The 19,952-nt window shown below is 68.5% G+C and carries 17 protein-coding genes and 3 pseudogenes; 16 read left to right on the top strand and 4 right to left on the bottom strand.

All coding sequences use genetic code 11. The features are described from left to right. Nucleotides 1-24: 24 nt before the first annotated feature. A pseudogene (locus STSP_RS18640) lies at nucleotides 25-939 on the bottom strand (IS701 family transposase); the annotation flags it as partial. A gap of 347 nt (nucleotides 940-1,286) precedes the next feature. Beyond that, a complete protein-coding gene (locus tag STSP_RS18635; protein ID WP_067279218.1) occupies nucleotides 1,287-2,189 on the bottom strand; it encodes an NmrA/HSCARG family protein in 903 nt (300 codons plus the stop codon). 96 nt (nucleotides 2,190-2,285) lie between these two features. Between STSP_RS18635 and STSP_RS18630 the strand changes: the two genes are divergently transcribed. Next, nucleotides 2,286-2,843 carry a TetR/AcrR family transcriptional regulator gene (locus STSP_RS18630; protein WP_067279215.1) on the top strand — a complete coding sequence of 186 codons (558 nt, stop codon included), beginning with the start codon at nucleotides 2,286-2,288 and terminating at the stop codon, nucleotides 2,841-2,843. Between the two features lie 369 nt (nucleotides 2,844-3,212). Here STSP_RS18630 and STSP_RS18625 read toward each other — a convergent pair whose 3' ends face one another. After that, complete coding sequence (locus STSP_RS18625; RefSeq protein ID WP_067279212.1) at nucleotides 3,213-3,782, bottom strand: TetR/AcrR family transcriptional regulator; 570 nt, start codon at nucleotides 3,780-3,782, stop codon at nucleotides 3,213-3,215. 94 nt (nucleotides 3,783-3,876) lie between these two features. On the opposite strand from STSP_RS18625, the gene STSP_RS18620 reads away from it, so the two are divergent. The 7 genes and pseudogenes from STSP_RS18620 to STSP_RS37230 all read left to right on the top strand — a co-directional run. Further along, nucleotides 3,877-5,352, top strand: a complete 1,476-nt coding sequence (locus STSP_RS18620; RefSeq protein ID WP_067279211.1) for an MDR family MFS transporter — start codon at nucleotides 3,877-3,879, stop codon at nucleotides 5,350-5,352. 145 nt (nucleotides 5,353-5,497) lie between these two features. Beyond that, a complete protein-coding gene (locus STSP_RS18615; RefSeq protein WP_269801047.1) occupies nucleotides 5,498-5,947 on the top strand; it encodes an MFS transporter in 450 nt (149 codons plus the stop codon). Between the two features lie 232 nt (nucleotides 5,948-6,179). Next, a complete protein-coding gene (locus STSP_RS18610) occupies nucleotides 6,180-8,039 on the top strand; it encodes a PA domain-containing protein (RefSeq protein ID WP_157902864.1) in 1,860 nt (619 codons plus the stop codon). A gap of 318 nt (nucleotides 8,040-8,357) precedes the next feature. Next, a pseudogene (locus STSP_RS41420) lies at nucleotides 8,358-8,537 on the top strand (IS5/IS1182 family transposase); the annotation flags it as partial. A gap of 845 nt (nucleotides 8,538-9,382) precedes the next feature. Continuing rightward, nucleotides 9,383-10,816: an endo-1,4-beta-xylanase gene (locus tag STSP_RS18600; protein WP_067279201.1), complete on the top strand. Its 1,434-nt coding sequence runs from the start codon at nucleotides 9,383-9,385 to the stop codon at nucleotides 10,814-10,816. 100 nt (nucleotides 10,817-10,916) lie between these two features. Continuing rightward, a complete protein-coding gene (locus STSP_RS18595) occupies nucleotides 10,917-12,215 on the top strand; it encodes an RICIN domain-containing protein (protein ID WP_078067300.1) in 1,299 nt (432 codons plus the stop codon). Nucleotides 12,216-12,516: 301 nt separating this feature from the next. Then, nucleotides 12,517-12,740 (top strand): annotated as a pseudogene (locus STSP_RS37230) (CoA-transferase); the annotation flags it as partial. Nucleotides 12,741-12,972: 232 nt separating this feature from the next. Here STSP_RS37230 and STSP_RS39675 read toward each other — a convergent pair. Next, complete coding sequence (locus STSP_RS39675; RefSeq protein WP_157902863.1) at nucleotides 12,973-13,140, bottom strand: hypothetical protein; 168 nt, start codon at nucleotides 13,138-13,140, stop codon at nucleotides 12,973-12,975. Between the two features lie 109 nt (nucleotides 13,141-13,249). On the opposite strand from STSP_RS39675, the gene STSP_RS39210 reads away from it, so the two are divergent. The 8 genes from STSP_RS39210 (at nucleotide 13,250) to STSP_RS40290 (ending at nucleotide 19,917) form a co-directional block, all read left to right on the top strand. Then, a complete protein-coding gene (locus STSP_RS39210) occupies nucleotides 13,250-13,420 on the top strand; it encodes a hypothetical protein (RefSeq protein WP_157902862.1) in 171 nt (56 codons plus the stop codon). Nucleotides 13,421-13,571: 151 nt separating this feature from the next. Further along, nucleotides 13,572-14,984 carry an aspartate ammonia-lyase gene (gene aspA / locus STSP_RS18585; protein WP_067279190.1) on the top strand — a complete coding sequence of 471 codons (1,413 nt, stop codon included), beginning with the start codon at nucleotides 13,572-13,574 and terminating at the stop codon, nucleotides 14,982-14,984. A gap of 65 nt (nucleotides 14,985-15,049) precedes the next feature. Beyond that, nucleotides 15,050-16,498, top strand: a complete 1,449-nt coding sequence (locus STSP_RS18580; protein ID WP_232789698.1) for a four-carbon acid sugar kinase family protein — start codon at nucleotides 15,050-15,052, stop codon at nucleotides 16,496-16,498. Further along, nucleotides 16,498-17,358 carry a class II fructose-bisphosphate aldolase gene (locus STSP_RS18575; protein ID WP_067279188.1) on the top strand — a complete coding sequence of 287 codons (861 nt, stop codon included), beginning with the start codon at nucleotides 16,498-16,500 and terminating at the stop codon, nucleotides 17,356-17,358. Before STSP_RS18580 ends, STSP_RS18575 begins: the two co-directional genes overlap by 1 nt. A gap of 158 nt (nucleotides 17,359-17,516) precedes the next feature. Further along, the gene (locus tag STSP_RS18570; protein ID WP_067279186.1) at nucleotides 17,517-18,266 is read left to right on the top strand and encodes an aspartate/glutamate racemase family protein; all 750 of its coding nucleotides are present in this window, start codon (nucleotides 17,517-17,519) and stop codon (nucleotides 18,264-18,266) included. Nucleotides 18,267-18,313: 47 nt separating this feature from the next. Further along, nucleotides 18,314-19,132: a 2-oxo-tetronate isomerase gene (otnI, locus tag STSP_RS18565; protein WP_067279185.1), complete on the top strand. Its 819-nt coding sequence runs from the start codon at nucleotides 18,314-18,316 to the stop codon at nucleotides 19,130-19,132. Continuing rightward, complete coding sequence (locus STSP_RS18560) at nucleotides 19,080-19,637, top strand: aminotransferase class III-fold pyridoxal phosphate-dependent enzyme (RefSeq protein WP_067279184.1); 558 nt, start codon at nucleotides 19,080-19,082, stop codon at nucleotides 19,635-19,637. Before otnI ends, STSP_RS18560 begins: the two co-directional genes overlap by 53 nt. Before the next feature lies 1 nt (nucleotide 19,638). Beyond that, nucleotides 19,639-19,917: a hypothetical protein gene (locus STSP_RS40290; protein WP_067279180.1), complete on the top strand. Its 279-nt coding sequence runs from the start codon at nucleotides 19,639-19,641 to the stop codon at nucleotides 19,915-19,917. Nucleotides 19,918-19,952 lie beyond the last annotated feature (35 nt).

The following is a 19,952-nucleotide window of genomic DNA, read 5'->3' as shown; positions in this document are numbered from 1 at the left end:
GACGACGGCGCCATCGAGACCATCTCAGTGCCCGATCAATGTGAGGGCGCTGGCGTCCTGCCCTGGGGCGGCAAGTTGCCAGGAGCCGCCGGATTTCTGCCCAGGTGAGGGGCGCGAGGGCTGATCCGTTTCTGCGGCCCCCCTTTCCGTTCCGCCCATGGCGGCCATGGCTGCGAGGAAGGCGTGGGCGAGCATGGCCAGGGTGATGTGCCGGTACCAGCCTGGGTACCGGCGGGCCTCGTACTGGTCCAGGCCGCACTCGTTCTTCGCGCTCTGGAAACAGGCTTCGACGGGCCAGCGGCTTCCCGCAACTTCGACCAGCTCGCTGACGGAGGTGCCGATGGGAGCATGGGCCAGGTAGTAGGCGATTTCGTCCGGCCGGGCGATGCTGCGGCGGGCCATGAGCCATCTGTGATGGCTGGGCTCGTCGCCGTCGAAGAACGGGACGGCGGGAAGCTGGGCGGCTGCCCAGTCATAGAGACGGGGGCCTTTGGCGCCATCGCCGCACGAGAGCCGCTCCCATGCATCGTCGGGGGCGTCGCCGATGAGCTGGTCAATGCGCCAGCAACCGGCGAGAGACTTGATCTGCTGCGACTTCGGCACTGCCACGACGTATCCGAGGCGGGCTTCCTCGAGCATGCGGCGGAAGTGCCAGTCCTGACCATAGAGGGCATCAGCGGTCACCCAGGAGATAGGCAACGGCGAGGCCAGCGCCCGGGTGACCAGGATCCGGGCCAGCTCGGTCTTGGTGGCGAAACCGCGATTGTCGGGCACCTTCGCCGCCCGGCACCGCTCGCGGTCGGACGTCCACGACTTCGGCAGATACAGCTCCCGGTCCACCAGCGTCCGGCCCCGGCGGGAGGCATACGCGGCGCACACCGCGACCTGGCAGTTCTCGGTGCGTCCCGCAGTACCTGAGTACTGCCGTTGCACGCCGGACCACCCCTATCGGGTGACATGAGGCTATGCCAGGGCGGGCGTGGGAGTGGTCCCGGTATGGATTTGGGTGTAGACCGATACCTTTGGTCGTCCCGGGCCCTGCTGTCCCGTGTCCCTGACAGGCGCGGTGCAGAAGGGCCCGGCTCCGTTAGTGAGTGTTTGAGTCCCGAGAATGCAGGTCAAAGGGCCCATGCGATGGGTGGGGCGGGAATTGCCGTTCCGCGGAAGCGTCCTCGTCGACGTCGAGGCCGGACGGGTTGTGGACGAAGCCCCATCAGTCCTGCCTCGCGGCCCGCACCCAACGCGGGGGCTTTGAGTTCACCTTTCGTTCGAGCCGGATGGCGTCCTCACAGGGTGATCTGCGCCCACTCGTGGAAGGTGGTCATCGGTATACCCAGGTTCGCCGCGAACTTGGGACGCGCCGGTGCGGGATGCGCACTCATGTACTGCTGTGCCTGGAAGAGCTCGGCCATGAGGCCCTCCGCGCGGGCATGCTCCGGGCTGATGGGGAGCTCGATTTTCGCTGCCAGGACCTGGGACAGGACCTGTGCGATGTCGCGGAAGCTCAGGACGTCGCCGGCCAGTTCGAGTTCGGCGCTGTGGAAACGTTGAGGCTCCGCGAACGCTGCGGCGGCGGCCGTTCCGATGTCGTCCACCGCGACGAAGGGAAGCTGGGCATCGGGGTCAACGCCGACGAGGAGCCGATTCGAGGTCATGTCGGCGAAGTAGAACGATGGCCGGACGAAGTTCTCCATGAACGTGGCTGGCCTCAGGATCGTCCACCGGGGGAAGCCCGCCGCGCGCACGATGTCCTCGACCGCAGTTTTACTTCGCCAGTAGTGGCCCATGTGGACGCCCCAGCGCTGCTCGTCGAAGTTTTCGACGTCGATGGTGCCCGCGCCCGAGACCGAGGTGTGCACGAAGTGCTCGATACCCGCCGTGCGAGCGGCCTCGACGAGGTTGCGTCCCTGTCGGACTTCGGAATCGCCCATCAGGTCGGCCATGTCGGGCGCCTGCACCGAGAACACCGCACGGGCACCGTCAAGGGCCGCCGTGAGAGTCGAGACGTCTTCGAGGTCGCCACGCACGAGGACGGCGCCGAGATCACCGAGGGCGGCGGCGCGCTCGGAGTCGGGGTCGCGCACGAGGGCGCGAACCGGGATACCGGAGGCGAGCAGCGTGCGAAGCACGGCGCCTCCCTGCTTGCCGGTCGCTCCGGTGACCAGCACGAACGATGATGATGCAGACATAGCCGTTCTCCTGAACCTTAAATGGGGGGCCACCCCGTTTGATGTCGGCTACGATATGGGGTGTCCCTCCGTTTGTCTAAGTGAGAGGTCGCACTGGTGGCGAAGCAGCAGATCAGGACGCAAAGGACGGACTGGCAGCGCAACCACGAACGGCTCGTCGAGGTGGCCTCAGTCCTCGTCGCCCGCGACGGAGCCCAGGTCTCCCTGGAGAAGATCGCCCGCGAGGCCGGCGTGGGCTCCGCGACCTTGCACCGGCATTTCCCCTCCCGGCGCGCGTTGCTTGAGGAGGTCTTCCAGGGCATCGTCGAGCGCCTTCGCCGACGAGCCGGCGAGTTGGCTGGCGGTGACCCCCGAACGGGACTCGTCACATGGCTGGAAGAACTGACGGTCTGTGCCGCGAACACCCGCGGCTTGGCTGCATGGCTCGCCGCCGGAGCGGACAATGACCCGCCGAACGGCGACACCTGCCATGTTGTCATGCGCGAGGCGACGACGGTTCTGGTGGAGCGCGCGATGTCGGTTGCCGCCGTCCGACCTGGGCTCTCCCCAGAGGATCTGCTAACCCTGGCCGAGGCCGTTTCCCTGGTCACTGAAGATGATCCGACAGCCGCACGCCGCCTACTCCACCTCGCTCTCGACGGCGTGCGACCCTGAGCATTAGACCGACCGGCAATAGGCGCTGCGGAGGTGGCCCGGACGGCAGAACGGGCACGGGTCCACGCGATCACGGAGTTCTCTACGCTCGGAAGCGATTCCCAAACCGAGAGACACGGCTGGCGCCCGAACTTTCGTGTGCATCAGGCTCGTTCGGATGATCGCTCCGCGGCCGGTGCGTGGGGGAAGGGCCTCCTGCGCAGTTCGGTGATGATGTCGAGTCAACGAAGTGTCAAGAGGCTCGGCAACGCCGCACAACCAATCCGACCGCACCCCCGAACCGACACAGTGCTCCAGCATGCCAGCCGAGTGGCGGACAGGCGTCTGAACAGGGAGAACGTGACCTCCCTTCGATTTGGTAATCGCTTGTCAACGCACCAGGGGGAGGAAGAGCGTGTCGACGATCTCTTCGAGAACCTGGTCAGGTACGGCGGCGAAGGTCGTCAGGAACTCGTGACGAAGCATGTCGAAGGGCAGGGTCTTGATGCGTTCGGTGAGGTGCTCCGCCTTGACTTCCCCGCGGTCGACGGCACGGTGGTAGATCGTGTCGATGGCTTGCTTGCGGCCGGTCTCGGAGGGATCGAGCAGTTCTCTGGGGCTGGTCCCGGTCGCCTGGTGGTAATCGGCCAGGTACACGCTCATGACGGTGACGAGCTGGACGCGGGTGGCGTTGATCTCCCGCATGAGGGTCAGGACGTCCTCGCGCAGGCTTCCGGTGTCGGGAACGGCCAGGACGTTCTTGTGCAGGATGTGGACGAGGGTCGCCCTGACGAGTGCGTCGCGGTCGGGCCAGCGGCGGTAGAGGACCGGAGGGCTGGTGCCGGCGCGCTTGACGACGGCGTCCATGGTGAACCTGGCGTAGCCGGTGGCCGCGAGCTCTTCCCAGGCCGCGTCTAGCAGCGCATTCTCCAGGGCCGCTCCGCGGCGCCGTTCGGACATCGTCGCTCCTCCAGTTAGATAGATTTGCCTATCTTAGATTAGCGCCCTAGCCTGACCTCCGTAAGATAGGCGACTTTATCTTAAGGGGGCGTCCATGAACGCCAGCGGTGTCCAGTCACCACCCATCCCCGGTTCCAACCGGGTCGACCCGGCCTTGCGGCGCCTGACCTGCACGTTGATCGTCGGCGCGCTCGCCGTCATCTTCGACACCACGATCATGAGCATCGCCATCGACAGCCTCGCCGGGCAACTACACGCCTCGCTTGCCACCATCCAGTGGGTGACCACCGCCTACCTGCTGGCCCTGTCCGCCACGATGCCGGCCGTCGGCTGGGCCCAGTCGGTCCTGGGCGGCAAGCGGCTGTGGATCCTCGCCCTGGGCCTGTTCTTCGCCGGGTCGATGCTGTGCGCCGCGGCGTGGAACGCCCCGAGCCTGATCGCATTCCGCGTTCTCCAGGGCATCGGCGGCGGGATCATGATGGTGCTGATGGCCACGCTGGTCATGCAGGCCGCTGGGGGCCGCAACATCGGCAAGGTCATGTCGCTGATCACCGTGCCCACCGCCCTGGGCCCGGTGATCGGCCCGGTGATCGGCGGCGTCATCCTGCACCTGGGCGACTGGCGCTGGATCTTCCTGTTCAACATCCCCTTCTGCCTCGTCGGCGGCTACCTGGCCTGGCGCAACCTGCCCAAAGACGGGCCTCGCCCCGGGACCGGCCCCCGCCTGGACCTCGTGGGCATGCTGCTACTCTCGCCCGGCATCGCCACCGTCATCTACGGCCTGACGCAGTTCGGTGGACCAGACGGGTTCGCCGGCCTCAAGGCCGGGCTGCCTCTGCTCGCTGGAGTCGTCCTGCTTACCGGCTACGTCGCCTGGGCCCTTCGGCGCGGAGCCGACGCCCTGCTCGACATCCGCCTGCTCCGCCACCGGGCCCTGGCCTCGTCCACGGCGCTGCTGCTACTGGCCGGAGCCGCCCTCTACGGGGCCATGCTGCTCATGCCGCTGTACTGGCAGCAGGTCCGCGGCGAATCCGCCCTGGGCGCCGCGCTGCTGCTCATCCCGCAGGGTATGGGCACCCTGTTGTCCCGTTCGCTGGCCGGCAAGTACATGGACCGCATCGGGGCGTGCCCGGTCGCCGTCATCGCCTTCGCCGTCACCTTCGCAGCCACCGTGCCGTTCGGCTTCGTCACTGCCACCACGGACAACACCATGCTGATGGCCGTGCTGTTCGTCCGCGGCCTCGGGCTGGGCGCGGCCATGATCGCCTTGATGGGCGGCGCCTTCGTCGGACTGCGACGCCAGGAGATCCCGGCCGCCTCCAGCATCAGCCGCGTCGCCCAGCAGATCGGCGGCTCCATCGGCACCGCGATCCTCGTCACGATCCTGCAGCACGCCACCGCCAGCACCCACACCCGGGCCGCCCTGGCCTCTGGATTCGGCGACGCCTTCTGGTGGGCCGCCGCGTTCACCGCCGCAGCGGTGCCACTCTGCCTCCTGCTGCCGCGCCGAGCCGACCCCAAACCCCAAGACCAGGACACCACTCCTGACGCACCACCCGCTGAGGTCTGAGCGACCTCGGCACCGCCGAGCCTGATGTACATGCAAGTTCGAGGGTCATCCGTGTCCCTCGGTTTGGGAATCGCTTCTCAGTGATCGCGAAGGACAGCCGTGCCCGCGCTGCCATCTTGCCTATTCGAACCCCTCTGGGACCAATTTGCCGAGCTCCTGCCCACACGTCGGCAGGATCGGCAGCCGCCCGACCGCCGTCGGCGGAATGGTGATCGCGGCCGCCGGAACCATCCCGCTGACCCGGCTGTCCGATACGGGCAGCTTGTACGCGGGTCTGCTGCCGGGCTTCGTGATCGCCTCCTTCGGGATCGGTGCGGTCTTCGTCACCGCCACCACCACGGCACTGGCCATGGTTGAGCACAGGGAAGCAGGTCTGGCTTCCGGAGTCGTCAATACCTTGCACGAGGTGGGCGGTTCGATCGGCGTGGCAGTCGTCTCCACAGTCGCGGCATCCGGCCTCGAACACGGCGTGATCGGCGGCTTCACCGACGCGTTCACCGTCTGTGCCGTGGCGGCCGCCGTCGGCGCAGTGGTGGCCCTGGTGCTCGTACCGCGCGGCAAGCCGCAGCTCACAGGTGGCCCTCACGTGTACTGACGGCTCTGGGGCTGTGTTTCGCGGGCGTGCTTGGACGCCAAGTGACCACCCGACAGGGACGGAACCCCACAAGTCGTGCGCTTGCACGCCATGCCCTCAAGTATCCGAAAATACAGTTGGGTTAAAGGGCTGTCAGGCGGCTGAGGCGCCAAGTAGCTTTCCGATGCCGGTCGATCGACCGGCATCGTCTCGTCCTGGGCCGGTGATCCCGGCCCTACGAGTGGAGGGGAACATGCGCAGAGCCCATAGACGGGTCGGCGTAAGCCTTGTCGCGGCGATGGTCTTCGCCGCGACCGGCCTCGCCGGCTCAGCGCAAGGACACGACGGCGTCTCCAGCAACGACGGTGCCATCGACAACGCCGCCGCCACCCACGACCACGACCAGCACGGCGGCCACGACGGCCATCTGCCGGCCACGAGCAAGAACGTCCGCCTCGTCAGCAAGCTGAAGCTGCCCCATGTCACCGAAGGGAAGATCGCCGACGTCGGGGTCTTCAAGGGGTACGCCTACCTCGCCTCCTGGGGCGGCGTGGGCTGTGACAACACCGGCGTGCACGTGGTGGACATCCGCAACCCCGCCAAGCCGAAGGTGGCCGGCTTCATCCCGGCACCGGCCGGCAGCGCCCCAGGTGAGGGCATCCAGACGGTGCACATATCCACACCCGCCTTCACCGGCGACATCCTCGTCAGCAACAACGAGATCTGCGGCGAGACCGGTTCCGGCGGCATGAACATCTACGACGTGACCAAGCCGACCGAGCCCAAGGTACTGGCAGAGGGTGTCGGCGACTTCACCCTCGAAGGCGAGCAGACGGAGATCGCCCGCCAGATCCACAGCGTCTTCGCGTGGGACGCGGGCAGCAAGGCGTACGCCGTCATCGTCGACAACGAAGAGGGCACGGACGTCGACATCGTCGACATCACCGACCCCACCAAGGCGCAGCTCATCGCCGAGTACGACCTCGACGAAACCTTCCCGCAGATCGTCCAGGAAGCCCCGGCCAACCTCACCGAGATCTTCCTGCACGACATGGTCGTCAAGACGATCCACGGCCGCCAGGTCCTGCTGGCCTCGTACTGGGACGCCGGGTACGTGGCTCTCGACGTGACCGACCCGAAGAACCTGACGTACATCGGTGACACCGACTTCACCGACCCCGACCCCGAGGCCGCCGAGAGCGGTCTCACGGTGGCGCCGGAGGGCAACGGCCACCAGGCCGAGTTCACCCTCGACAACCGGTATGTCATCGGCGCGGACGAGGACTTCGCCCCGTACGCCCTGTCCGCCCGCAACCTCGACGATGACACCGCCATCACCGCCGGCCAGGGCATCCCCCTGGAGGAAGGCAAGTCCGTCAGCGGCGGCACGGTGTACGCAGGGCTCGCGTGCAACGACAGCCCGGCCGTCCCCGCGGGTGACCCCGCGGCCGTCGACATCGCCGTCGTGGAGCGCGGCGTGTGCACCTTCACCGAGAAGGCCGCCAAGGTCGAGGCAGCCGGCGGCTACGACGCGATCCTCGTCTTCAACCGCACCGGCTCCGACGCCTGCGACGCCCAGTCCGGGATGAGCGTCGAAGGCTCCCTGCCCACCTTCGGTGTCGCGCCGCGTTCGCAGGGCTTCGCCGTCTTCGACCAGCCCTACAACAACGACGACTGCCTCGCCGGCACGGCACCGGCAACACTTCCGGTGGACATCGGCACCAAGGGCGACCAGCTCACCTTCTCGTCGTACTTCGACGGCTGGGGCTACGCGCATCTGTACCGCACCAAGGGCGGCAAGATGACCGAGCTGGACACCTACGCGATCCCGGAGGCGCACGACCCGGCGCACGCATCTGGTTCCGGCGACCTGTCGATCCATGAGGTGGCGGCCTCGCAGGTACGGCCCGACCTCGCGTACTTCTCGTACTACGCGGGAGGCTTCCGGGTCGCGAAGATCAAGAAGGACAAGCTCGTGGAGGTCGGCCGCTTCATCGACAAGGGCGGCAACAACTTCTGGGGCGTCCAGACCTTCAACCACTTCGGCAGGGAATATGTGGCGGCGTCCGACCGCGACTTCGGGCTCTACATCTTCCAGTACACCGGTGGCTGAGCCGGGCTGAACGCTGCGGGGCCCCGAGTCGTTCAACGGCTCGGGGCCCCGTTTCTTACTGAGACATCTGTGCTTCCGACGATGCCACCCCGTCGGTGGTGTCCATCAGGCTCATGCCCGTGCCGCGCACTCCACATGATGCGTCATCGGAAAGACGTCGGCCTGAGCAGGAACAGGAAAGTGCAGTTCAAGACCGGCTTTTCGGCCCACTGTCCCGCGTGCGGGCGCCCAGAGCGTCAAACGAGCGTCATGACCGACGGCCCGTACCTCCCCTGCGGGGCGGGGCGCGCCCCACTCATCTAGGAGGCCAGCCTCGACCACGGCGCCACCTTGGGCATCGACATAGAGGTGGTCCAGCGCGGCCCGAACACCAAAGGGTTCATGCCGACGCCGAAGCGGTGGATCGTCGAGCAGACCTTCGGCACTCTGCTGCTGCACCGCTGCGTCGCCCGCGGTTACGAGACCCGCCCGGCCAGCGCGGCATCGCGGATCCGCTGGGGGCGCCGGCTGGAGCGGCTGGAGATCACCCGGGCGACCATCTTGCAGATCGCCCAGGACAGCGACCCTGGCGGCTCCGAGCCGCTGCCGTCCGCCTACCGTCAGATCCTTGCTCTGCTCGAGGACGACAAGCGCAGCACGGGCCAAGGACATCTGCGAAGCCCTGGGCACCGGCTCAGACGGACCGGGGACGGGTGGCGAAACCACATCAGAGGGACTCCTTGGGGGCGGGATGAGGTGACACCGATGAACCGCGGAGCGGCCGTACCGGGGACAGGGACAGTTTGGAAACTTTCGAAGAGTTCCCGGATTCTTTGACGCCACAAGCTAGGAATGTGGGGGCCTCTGGTCAAGGTCTGACGCCGATCTGTCCACAAACAGTTCCTCCCCTTTGGGCTTGGCAAGCTGCCGCGCCGACCGGAAGCACTCCGGAAGTTCGCGATTCGGCTCGCTAGTCCAAGGGTCCTTAGGGGGAGGGAAGTTGGGCAAGCAGCTTCCGCACACTCATCCTGGTCCCGGCCCGGGCCCTACGATGTCCGCCGTCGGCGGCGCCGGAGGGTTCACCGTCCAGCTCGACGGGATCCCGGAAAATTTTCGGGAGAGGAACGGAAGTTTTCTCTGTGATGAGTATTGACGGTTCACCGTCAATCCCTCAATCATCCCTCTCTGGGTGACCGGCCATCGTTCGAGATTTCGAGCTACGTCGGCCCTGAGCAAACTGTGCTGGTCCGGTGATTCCGTGCTGCCCGGGTTTCGGCCCGCCCCGTCCGTCTGCCGAGTGGGAGCGGACGACGCTTTCCCCTGCGCTTCAGTCATTCCGTGATTTCTACCTTGGAGGCACAGTCATGGGCTTGTATGCCCTTCCCAGACCCGGTATCCGCCGGAAGACCCGCGGCCTGCTGTTGGCGCTGCTCGTCGGCGTCCTCGGTGCGGCCGCCGCACTGGTCGCGCCGCCGACCGCACACGCCGCCGAGAGCACGCTCGGCGCCGCAGCGGCGCAGAGCGGCCGCTACTTCGGCACCGCCATCGCCTCAGGCAGGCTGGGCGACTCGGCGTACACGTCGATCGCGGCCCGCGAATTCAACTCGGTGACGGCCGAGAACGAGATGAAGATCGACGCCACCCAACCCCAGCGAGGCCAGTTCAACTTCACCGCCGGTGACCGCGTCTACAACTGGGCGGTGCAGAACGGCAAGCAGGTGCGCGGTCACACCCTGGCCTGGCACTCTCAGCAGCCCGGCTGGATGCAGAGCCTCAGCGGCAGCAACCTGCGCCAGGCGATGATCGACCACATCAAGGGCGTGATGGGCCACTACAAGGGCAAGATCGCCCAGTGGGACGTCGTGAACGAGGCCTTCGCCGACGGCAGCACGGGAGCCCGCCGCGACTCCAACCTGCAGCGCACCGGCAACGACTGGATCGAGGTCGCCTTCCGCACCGCGCGCGCCGCCGACCCGGCCGCCAAGCTCTGCTACAACGACTACAACGTCGAGAACTGGACCTGGGCCAAGACCCAGGCCATGTACAACATGGTCCGGGACTTCAAGCAGCGCGGCGTGCCGATCGACTGTGTCGGCTTCCAGGCGCACTTCAACAGCGGCAGCCCCTACAACAGCAACTTCCGCACCACCCTGCAGAACTTCGCCGCCCTCGGCGTCGACGTGGCCATCACCGAACTCGACATCCAGGGCGCCCCGGCCACGACCTACGCCAACGTGACCAACGACTGCCTGGCCGTTCCGCGCTGCCTCGGCATCACCGTCTGGGGCGTGCGCGACACCGACTCCTGGCGATCGCAGGACACGCCGCTTCTGTTCAACGGCGACGGCAGCAAGAAGCCCGCCTACACCGCCGTCCTCAACGCACTCAACGGCGGCTCCACTACGCCGCCCCCTTCGGGTTCCGGACAGATCAAGGGCGTCGGTTCAGGCCGCTGCCTGGACGTGCCGAACGCCAGCACCACCGACGGCACCCAGGTCCAGCTGTGGGACTGCATCAGCGGCACCAACCAGCAGTGGACGCACACCGCCGCCGGCGAGCTCAGGGTCTACGGCAACAAGTGCCTGGACGCCGCCGGCACCGGCAACGGCGCCAAAGTCCAGATCTACAGCTGCTGGGGCGGCGACAACCAGAAATGGCGCCTCAACTCAGACGGATCCATCGTCGGCGTCCAGTCCGGCCTCTGCCTCGACGCCGTCGGAGCCGGCACCGCCAACGGCACCCTGATCCAGCTCTACTCCTGCTCGAACGGCAGCAACCAGCGCTGGACCCGCACCTGATGGGACCTGCCACCAACGAAAGGGTGAATCGATGAAGACCTACGGTGCGGCTTCTCCCGCCCCTCCAGGAAGACATCGCTGGTGGTCCCGGGTCGCCGCCGTGGTGGCGGCGACCCTCGCGATCGGCATGCTCGCCGTGGTGAATCCTGCGCCCGCCGAGGCGGCGACGGTGGACACCAACGCCTGGTACGTCCTGGTCAATCGCAACAGCGGCAAGGCGCTGGACGTCTCTGGCGCGTCCACCGCCGACGGCGCGCGGGTCAGCCAGTGGACGCGCAGCGACGGAGCCAACCAGCAGTGGCAGTTCGTGGACTCCGGCGGCGGCTTCTACCGTCTCAAGGCCCGGCATTCGGGCAAGGTTCTCGACGTGGCCGGCGCCTCGACCGCCGACGGTGCCGCGATCCAGCAGTGGGCCGACGGTAACGGGGCCAACCAGCAGTTCCGCCTGGCCGACTCCGATGGGGGCCACGTCCGGCTGATCAACCGCAACAGCGGCAAGGCGGTCGAGGTGCAAGGCGCCTCCACCGCCGACGGCAGCAACGTCGTCCAGTACACCGACTGGGGCGGCGCCAACCAGCAGTGGCAGATGGTCAAGCTGTCGTCCGGCGGCGGCGGCGGATGCGGCAGCGCCCCGACTCTGACGAGCGGTACGCACACGATTCAGAGCGGCGGCAAGAGCCGCAGCTTCATCCTCAGGGTTCCCGCCAATTACGACAACAGCCACCGCTACCGGCTGATCTTCGCGTTCCACTGGCGGGGCGGAACCGCCGGCGACGTCGCCTCGGGCGGCACGAGCGGGAGCGCCTGGTCCTACTACGGCCAACAGGAACAGTCGAACAACAGCGCGATCCTCGTCGCCCCCCAGGGCCTCGGCAACGGCTGGGCCAATTCCGGCGGTGAGGACGTCACCTTCGTCGACGACATGATCCGGCGAATCGAGAGCGGCCTCTGTGTCAACCCGGCACAGCGTTTCGCCACGGGATTCAGCTGGGGCGGCGGTATGAGCTACGCACTCGCCTGCAGCCGGGCCAACGTCTTCAGGGCCGTCGCGGTCATCTCCGGCGCCCAGATCAGCGGGTGCAGCGGTGGCACCCAGCCCATCGCCTACTTCGGAATCCACGGCATCAGCGACAACGTCCTCAACATCGCGCAAGGACGGTCCCTGCGCGACAAGTTCGTCAGCAACAACGGCTGCACCCCGCAGAGCCCGCGCGAGCCCGCGCCGGGCAGCCGAACGCACATCACCACCACCTACTCGGGCTGCCGTGCCGGATACCCGGTCCAATGGGCCGCGTTCGACGGAGGCCACATACCCGGTCCGGTCGACGGCTCCCCCAACGAAAGCGGCGTCGCCACCTGGACCAAAGCAGAGATCTGGAGGTTCTTCGCACAGTTCTAGGTAACACGCCCGCACCATGGAGTGGAGCCAGGACGATCCTGGCTCCACTTCATCGACGTCTATCCCAGATCGAAGGACGGAGAGGCCTTTTCGGGAGAGCTCCCACGCCTTCGGACTGGTCACGGCTGGCGAACAGGCCGTGGCAGAAGTGGCGTTCGAAGAACACGCCCTCGCGGAGGGAAGGTCTCGCCCGCCCGGTTCACGACCTCGCAGGCCGCCACGGCCGCGGGTTTGCTGAACGAGGGCGACGGTGGCGGTGATCTCGGCGGCCTCTTCCAGGAGATGGTCGGCGGGCCACCGGGGGGCCGCGCTCTTCGACTCCACGCCACGAGCTTCGCAATGATCCGCGGAGGCCACATCGACACCGCAGTCCTCTGCGCCATGCAGGTCTCGGCAGACGGTGACCTGGCCAACTGGATGATCTCCGGCAAGAGTGTCAAGGGGATGGGCGGCGCCATGTAACTGGTCCACGGGGCGCGCAAAGTGATCGTGATGGGCGCAACGAGGCACGGAGGAAGTCCACAGAGATATTGCCGACGTGAGGTGCAGTTGGGAGCAACCGCACCGTGCCCTCATCCAGCGCGACGTCTCCACCACCTCCCCTGCCGAAGCAGATCGCGGGGCAGGAGAGGCCACGAAGGAGGCATTGAAGTCACCGACAGCGGCGGGGAAGCCGAACATGTGCAGGGTGACGCACGCGCTCGGTCTCGTGCTGAAGGGGGTGTCGCTGTCGGTGGCTCTGCGTCCAGTCCCGCGCTCAACGACTGACCCGCGCGTACGCGGCCTGGTCACGGCTCCGAGGTCTTGGCTCGACCGCGCACCGCTCGATGAGCATCTCCAGGAAGCCAGGGTCGGGGGTCGACCCGGCCGCCAGGGCCGCCTGTAGCCGGACCATCGGGCCCTCGGCGCTCAGGACGTCGGCCACGCGGGCCTCTGCGACGCCGCGGGTAAGACCGCCTTATAGGGCGGCCTTATAAGGCACATCGGGATTGAGTCTTGGACGCGCTGCCCGGCTCGCTGCTGCAATCGGCCCTATGACGAACCAGAACCACCGCCCCGCCCTCATCCCCGGTGACGGCATCCGGGCCGAGGTCGTGCCGCCCGCCCGGCGACCCCCGAAGGTGCCCGTTCGCTTCTACGACGGCACCGCCTGGTTCCCGTCCTTCGGCGGCGCCTACTGCAAGGCGAAGGACAAGGCGTTCTGAGCCGATACCGACGGCGGTGACACTGCCCAGACTTTCCGCGGCGTGGTCGTGGCAAGTCCCCACCGCCTGGCGGGTCGTGCTCGCTCGCCCCCTTGCTGCACCCCACGCACCCGCATGCCTGAACATGCTCCGAGAGAAGGCCCGCCCTGCCATGACCGCCATAGCGCACCGCAGCGAGCACGACCTGCTCGGTTATCGCGACGTCCCCGCCGAGGTGTACTGGGGCATCCACACCCTGCGCGCCAGGGAGAACTTCCCGATCACCGGCATGCCGATCTCCGCCCACCCGTACCTGATCGAGGCCCTGGCCGCCGTGAAGGAGGCCGCCGCCCGCGCCAACGAGGAGCTGGGGCTGCTGGAGCCCCGAAAGGCGGCCGCGATCATCGAGGCCTGCCGGGAGATCCGGGACGGCAAGCTCCACGACCAGTTCGTCGTCGACGTGATCCAGGGCGGCGCCGGCACCTCGACCAACATGAACGCCAACGAGGTGGTCGCCAACCGGGCGCTGGAGCTGCTGGGCCAAGCCAGGGGGGAGTACGGATTCCTGCACCCGAATGAGGACGTCAACCTCGGCCAGTCCACCAACGATGTCTATCCGACCGCCGTCAAGATCGCGACGGTGTATGCGGTGCGCGGGCTGCTGAAGGCGATGGCGGTGCTGCAGGACGCTTTCGCGGCCAAGGCGGTTCAGTTCCGTGACGTGCTGAAGATGGGCCGCACCCAGCTGCAGGACGCCGTGCCGATGACGCTGGGGCAGGAGTTCTCGGCGTACGCGGTCATGCTGGAGGAGGACCGCAGCCGGCTGGCGGAGGCGGTGGAGCTGATCCACGAGATCAACCTGGGCGCCACGGCGATCGGCACCGGCCTCAATGCTCCTGCCGGATACGCCGAGTCGGCGCGGCGCCACTTGTCGCAGATCACCGGGCTGCCGCTGGTGACCGCGGTCAACCTGGTGGAGGCGACCCAGGACTGCGGGGCGTTCGTGCAGATGTCCGGTGTGCTCAAGCGGATCGCGGTCAAGCTCTCCAAGAGCTGCAACGACCTGCGTCTTTTGTCGTCCGGGCCGCGCGCGGGTCTGAACGAGATCAATCTGCCACCGGTGCAGGCCGGTTCGAGCATCATGCCCGGCAAGGTCAACCCGGTGATCCCCGAGGTCGTCAACCAGGTCGCCTTCGAGGTGATCGGCAACGACGTCACCATCACCATGGCTGCCGAGGCCGGGCAGCTCCAGCTCAACGCCTTCGAGCCGGTCATTCTGCACTCCCTCTCACAGAGCATCACGCACCTTCAGCGCGCGTGCTTGACCCTGGCCGAGCGGTGCGTCGCGGGGATCACGGCCAACACCGAGGCGCTGCGGGCGGCGGTGGAGAACTCCATCGGCCTGGTCACCGCCCTCAACCCGTACATCGGCTATGAGGCGGCCACCGGCATCGCCAAGGAGGCCCTCGCCACCGGACGCGGAGTCGCCGAACTCGTCCTGGCAAAGGGCCTGTTGCCCGCCGGCACCCTCGCTGAGCTGCTCCGTCCCGAGGTCGTCGCGGGACCCGGTCAAGCCCTGGTGTGACGTGATCAAGCGCGACCTCGAATGACGTTCCCCCTCAACTACCCGCAACAGGTCAGGAATTCGCCATGTCTCTACCCCTCCATGCCCAGACGCGGCCCGCCCCCGAGGCAGCGGTGCTTGAAGGACTGCCTCCCGTGCGCGAGGTGAGCGCCGCGGAAGTGGCCGCCCGCATCTCCGGCGGCCCCCGTCTCGTCGTCCTCGACGACGATCCCACCGGCACCCAGACGGTCGCCGACGTGCCTGTCCTGACTTCCTGGACGGTGGACGACCTGCGCTGGGCGCTGCGCCAGGACAGCGCCGTCTTCTTCGTCCTCACCAACACCCGCAGCCTGTCCCCCGAGGACGCCGCCGCCCGCAACCGCGAGGTGGTCCGCGCCCTGCACGCGGCGTCGGCGGCCGAGGGCACCGATTACGTCCTGGCCAGCCGTGGGGACTCGACGCTGCGCGGCCACTTCCCGCTGGAGACCGATGTCCTCGCCGCAGAGCTGACCGAGCCGGACGGCAAAGCTCCGGACGGAGTGGTACTGGTCCCCGCCTACATCGAGGCGGGCCGGCTGACCGTCGGCTCCCGCCACTGGATGCGGACGGCCGACGGGCTGCTCCCGGTGGGCGAGAGCGAGTTCGCCCGTGACGCCACCTTCGGCTACCGCAGCTCGTCGCTGCCCGAGTGGGTCGAGGAGAAGACGGGCGGACGCGTGCCAGCGGACGAGGTCCTGCGCGTCACCCTCGACGACCTGCGACGTGGGGGCCCGGCGCACACGGCGCGGCTGCTGTCCTCGCTGCGCGGCGGACGCACGGCCGTGGTCGACGCGGTGTGCGACGACGATCTGCGGGTGCTCGCCCTGGCCCTCGCCGAGGCGGAGCAGAACGGCACGCGGCTGCTGTACCGGGTCGGGCCGTCCTTCGTCAGGGCCCGCGCCGGACAGGCGGCGCGGGCACCGCTCACCCCGGCCGAACTGCGCCCGCTGCTCGGGGACGCACCGCACGGTCTCATCGTCGTGGGGTCTCATGTCGCGCTGACGACGCGGCAGTTGGACCGGCTGCGGGAGCGGGGCGGGATCGCCGAGTACGAACTGGACGTGGCCCTGCTGCTCGACGAGGAGCGGCGTGACGCCCACATCGCCGAGGTCGCGGCCGCGGCCGCCGGCGCGCTGGACTCGGCCGACGCCGTGATCCGCACCTCTCGCGTGCTGGTGACGGGTGCCGACGCGGACGACAGTCTGGCGATCTCCCGCCGGGTCTCCGCCGCGCTCGTTCAGGCCGTGCGCCAGGTCAACGCCACCCGGCGGCCCGCTTTCGTCGTCGCCAAGGGCGGTATCACCTCCAGCGACACCGCCACCCACGGCCTGGAGATCCGCCGTGCCTGGGCCCGGGGCACGCTGCTCCCGGGCATCGTCTCGCTCTGGGAGCCCGCGGACGGCCCCGCCGCCGGCATCCCCTACATCGTCTTCGCCGGGAACGTCGGGGGCGCCGACGCCCTCGCCGACGCCCTCGACCTGCTCAGGAGTGCCTGATGCTGCTGCACGGAACCGATGCCCTGAAGGAGGCCGCGGCCGCCGGTCACGCCCTGCCCGGGTTCGTCGCCTACAACCTGGAGACGGTCCAGGGCATCACGGCCGCCGAGGCCGCCGGACGGCCGGTCGTCATACAGGCGGGCTCCAGTCCCTTCAAGCACGCCGGCCGCGAGGCCCTGATGCTGCTGGCACTCGACGCCGCCGCGCACTCCACGGCCCCTCTCGGGGTGCACCTCGACCACAGCCGGGACCTGGACGAGATCACCGCCTGCCTCAAGGCGGGCTACACCTCCGTCATGATCGACGGCTCCCACCTGCCCTTCGCCGAGAACATCGCGCTGACGAAGGAGGCGGTCCGCCGGGCCCGCGACCACGGCGCCTGGGTGGAAGCCGAACTCGGCGCCCTCCCCGGCGACGAGGACGTCTCCACCGACGCCGTCGCGCACACCGCGGCGATGACCGACCCCCGGCAGGCGGCCGAATTCGTGGCCGCGACGGGCGTGGACGCACTCGCCGTCGCCGTCGGCAACGTCCACGGCTTCACCCAGCACCCGGTCCGCCTGGACCTGGAGCGGCTGGCCGCGATCCACGAGGCCGTGACCGTCCCGCTCGTCCTGCACGGCGCCAGCGGTCTGCCCGTCGAGGAACTGCACGGCGCCCTCGCCCGAGGCGTCGCCAAGGTCAACGTCAACGCCGAACTGCGCCGCGCCTACCTGGAGGCCACCCGCGCGACCCTCCCGTCCGCGCTGCCCGGCTCAGATGTCGTCTCCCTGTGGGCGGCGGGCCGCGACGCGGTCCGGGACGCCGCCCTGGACGTCATCGGCCGCCTGAGCCCCCGCGCCGAGGGGACAGACGCATGACCTGAACTCGGCCCCGCCGCCTGCAGCCCACCGCACCGGCACACAGCCGTCGTCCACCCTCCCGGCCGTGCGCGCTGCGCGCGGTTCGCACCGCTCTGTCCCGCGCTCTCGTGCCCTCCCGGGCACGCGGGCGGACAACACACCCTGTTGGAGACACCATGTCCACCACTGCCTCGATCGCCGTACTGCACACCAGCCTGCTGTTCGTCGACGCCGATTCGGTCATCAACGAGTACCTCTCGGAACTCGCGCCGGACGCCAAGGTCCTGCACTTCGTCGACAGCGACGTGCTCGCAGCCGTGGTGCGCGACGGTGAGGTCTCACCTGCCAGCACCCAGCGCATGGTGCACCTGGCCCAGGCCGCGCAGGCCGCGGGCGCCGACGTCATCTTCTCCGCCTGCTCCTCGGTCGGTCCGGCCATCGACGTGGCCCGACGCCTGGTATCCGTCCCGATCGTCAAGATCGACGACGCGATGACCGCGTCAGCGGTCGAGACCGCGGGCGCCATCGGCGTCCTGGCGACGGTCCCCACGACGCTGCCGCCGACCCGTGCCCTCGTCGAGGAGAAGGCCCGGGCGGCCGGTCGCGACATCACCATCCAGGAGCGGCTCTGCGAGGGCGCTTTCTCGGTGCTGATGTCCGGTGACCGCGACCGCCACGACGCGATGGTGCTGGACGGGGCACGGGCGCTGGCCAAGGAGGTCGACGTGATCGTGCTGGCCCAGGCATCCATAGCACGGCTGGCTCCCGCGATCACCGAAGCCGTCGGCAAGCCCGTGCTCTCCAGCCCGCGCAGCGGAACGGAGAACGCGGTGCGTGTGCTGCACGAGCAGACGGCTGAACCTGCCCATGCCACAGCGAGGGCCTTCGAGACCACGGAATGGCAGGGAGGCTGCGGAGCGAGGTGATTGAACCACTGACCGTGGCCGTCCCCGGCCGGAACACAGGAGCCAGCATGCCGAGGTTCGCAGCGAACCTGTCCATGATGTACAACGAGCACGATTTCCTCGACCGCTTCGCCGCGGCCTCGGCTGATGGCTTCCAGGGCGTCGAGTACCTCTTCCCCTATACGTACGACGCCGCCGAGCTGCGCCGCCGGCTCGACGACCACGGCCTGGTGCAGGTGCTCTTCAACGCACCTGCTGGAGCGTGGGAGTCCGGAGAGCGCGGGATGGCGGCACTGCCCGGACGTGAGGCGGAGATGCGTTTGGGGGTGGACCGGGCGCTGGAGTACGCGGGGGTGCTGGGCTGCCCTCGGGTGCACCTGATGGCCGGGCTAGTCCGACCGGACGCGACACCGGCCGAGCGGGCCAAGCACCGCGACACCTACCTGACCAACCTGGCCTGGGCCGCGGAACGGGCCGCCGCGGCGGGCGTCGACATCCTGATCGAGCCGATCAACGGCCGCGACATGCCCGGATACTTCCTGAGCACCCAGGCCGAGGCCCACGCCGTGGTGCAGGAGGTGGGAGCCTCCCATCTCAAGGTGCAGCTCGACCTCTACCACTGCCAGATCGTCGAGGGCGACCTCACCACGACACTGCGCCGCGACCTGCCGACCGGCCGGGTCGGTCATCTGCAGATCGCGGGCGTGCCCGACCGGGGTGAGCCCGACCAGGGTGAGTTCAACGTCCGCCACCTGCTCGACGTGGTCGACGAGCTGGGCTTCGACGGGTGGGTCGGCTGCGAGTACCGCCCCCGCGCCGGCACGAGCGAAGGTCTTGGCTGGCTCCACGCCTACCGCAGCCACCGAGCAGAAAGCGCACGAGGATGAGCGGTACGGCCCCGACCCTGACCTGGTCGTCTTCGCCAAGGGCGTCACCTCCGGCTACGCCCCGCTGGGCGGCGTCCTTCTCTCGCCGCGCATCCGGCAGCCGTTCTGCCGCGACTGCGAGCAGACGCCGGTCTTCCGGCACGGCGCCACCTACGCCGGACACGCCACCGCCGGCGCCCTGCCCCTGCGGGACATCGACATCCTCGAAGAGGAGAAACTCCTGCCCCGCGTCGCGGAGCTCGACGTACTGCTCACCGAGGAGCTGACCCGACTGCGCTTACCCGAGGCGGTCACCGACACGCGGGTCGCCGGGCTGCTCGGCGGCGTCGCCCTCGCCAGCCACCTCAGCGCCGAAACGGCACCGACGAGCTCATCGAGCGCGGGTTCGTCACCCGCCCGCTGCGCGGCAACACCGTCCAGAGCGGCCCGCCCTTCATCACCACCGACGACGAACTCCGCCAGCTCGTCGCCGCCGTCGACACCGCGCAGGAAAGCACGTGATTGACATGACCTCCACCACACAACTCCTCACCGCCGCCCTGGCCGCCCGGGCCGCCGCCCATGAGGCCGCCTCCCGCATCGGCGGTGGCCGAGCGGGCTCCCGAGGCACCATCGACGTCCACGACCCGAGCCTCCTCGGCACCGTCACGGTGTCCGGGCCGGGCGCCGGTCGCATCGAGACCGCCTACGCCCTGCTGTCGGACAGCATCGCCATCCGCCGGTGCCACACCGACGACTACGCCGCGCCCACGTGCCCCGTTATGAAGGAGACTCACCGTGTCTGACACCGTCGTACCCCCCGGCATCGAACTGGGCGCGA

Origin of the sequence: Streptomyces jeddahensis, assembly GCF_001642995.1 — a bacterium.
GTDB lineage: Bacteria > Actinomycetota > Actinomycetes > Streptomycetales > Streptomycetaceae > Streptomyces > Streptomyces jeddahensis.
The sequence above is the reverse complement of the archived record's forward strand: the minus strand, read 5'-3'. Positions and strand labels throughout refer to the sequence as shown.

Coding starts and splice junctions, on each gene's coding strand:
- STSP_RS18635 (WP_067279218.1), bottom strand. CDS start 2,189: ATGTCTGCATCATCATCGTTCGTGCTGGTCACCGGAGCGACCGGCAAG.
- STSP_RS18625 (WP_067279212.1), bottom strand. CDS start 3,782: ATGTCCGAACGGCGCCGCGGAGCGGCCCTGGAGAATGCGCTGCTAGAC.
- STSP_RS18620 (WP_067279211.1), top strand. CDS start 3,877: ATGAACGCCAGCGGTGTCCAGTCACCACCCATCCCCGGTTCCAACCGG.
- STSP_RS18610 (WP_157902864.1), top strand. CDS start 6,180: ATGCGCAGAGCCCATAGACGGGTCGGCGTAAGCCTTGTCGCGGCGATG.
- STSP_RS18600 (WP_067279201.1), top strand. CDS start 9,383: ATGGGCTTGTATGCCCTTCCCAGACCCGGTATCCGCCGGAAGACCCGC.
- STSP_RS39210 (WP_157902862.1), top strand. CDS start 13,250: ATGACGAACCAGAACCACCGCCCCGCCCTCATCCCCGGTGACGGCATC.
- aspA (WP_067279190.1), top strand. CDS start 13,572: ATGACCGCCATAGCGCACCGCAGCGAGCACGACCTGCTCGGTTATCGC.
- STSP_RS18580 (WP_232789698.1), top strand. CDS start 15,050: ATGTCTCTACCCCTCCATGCCCAGACGCGGCCCGCCCCCGAGGCAGCG.
- STSP_RS18575 (WP_067279188.1), top strand. CDS start 16,498: ATGCTGCTGCACGGAACCGATGCCCTGAAGGAGGCCGCGGCCGCCGGT.
- STSP_RS18570 (WP_067279186.1), top strand. CDS start 17,517: ATGTCCACCACTGCCTCGATCGCCGTACTGCACACCAGCCTGCTGTTC.
- otnI (WP_067279185.1), top strand. CDS start 18,314: ATGCCGAGGTTCGCAGCGAACCTGTCCATGATGTACAACGAGCACGAT.
- STSP_RS40290 (WP_067279180.1), top strand. CDS start 19,639: ATGACCTCCACCACACAACTCCTCACCGCCGCCCTGGCCGCCCGGGCC.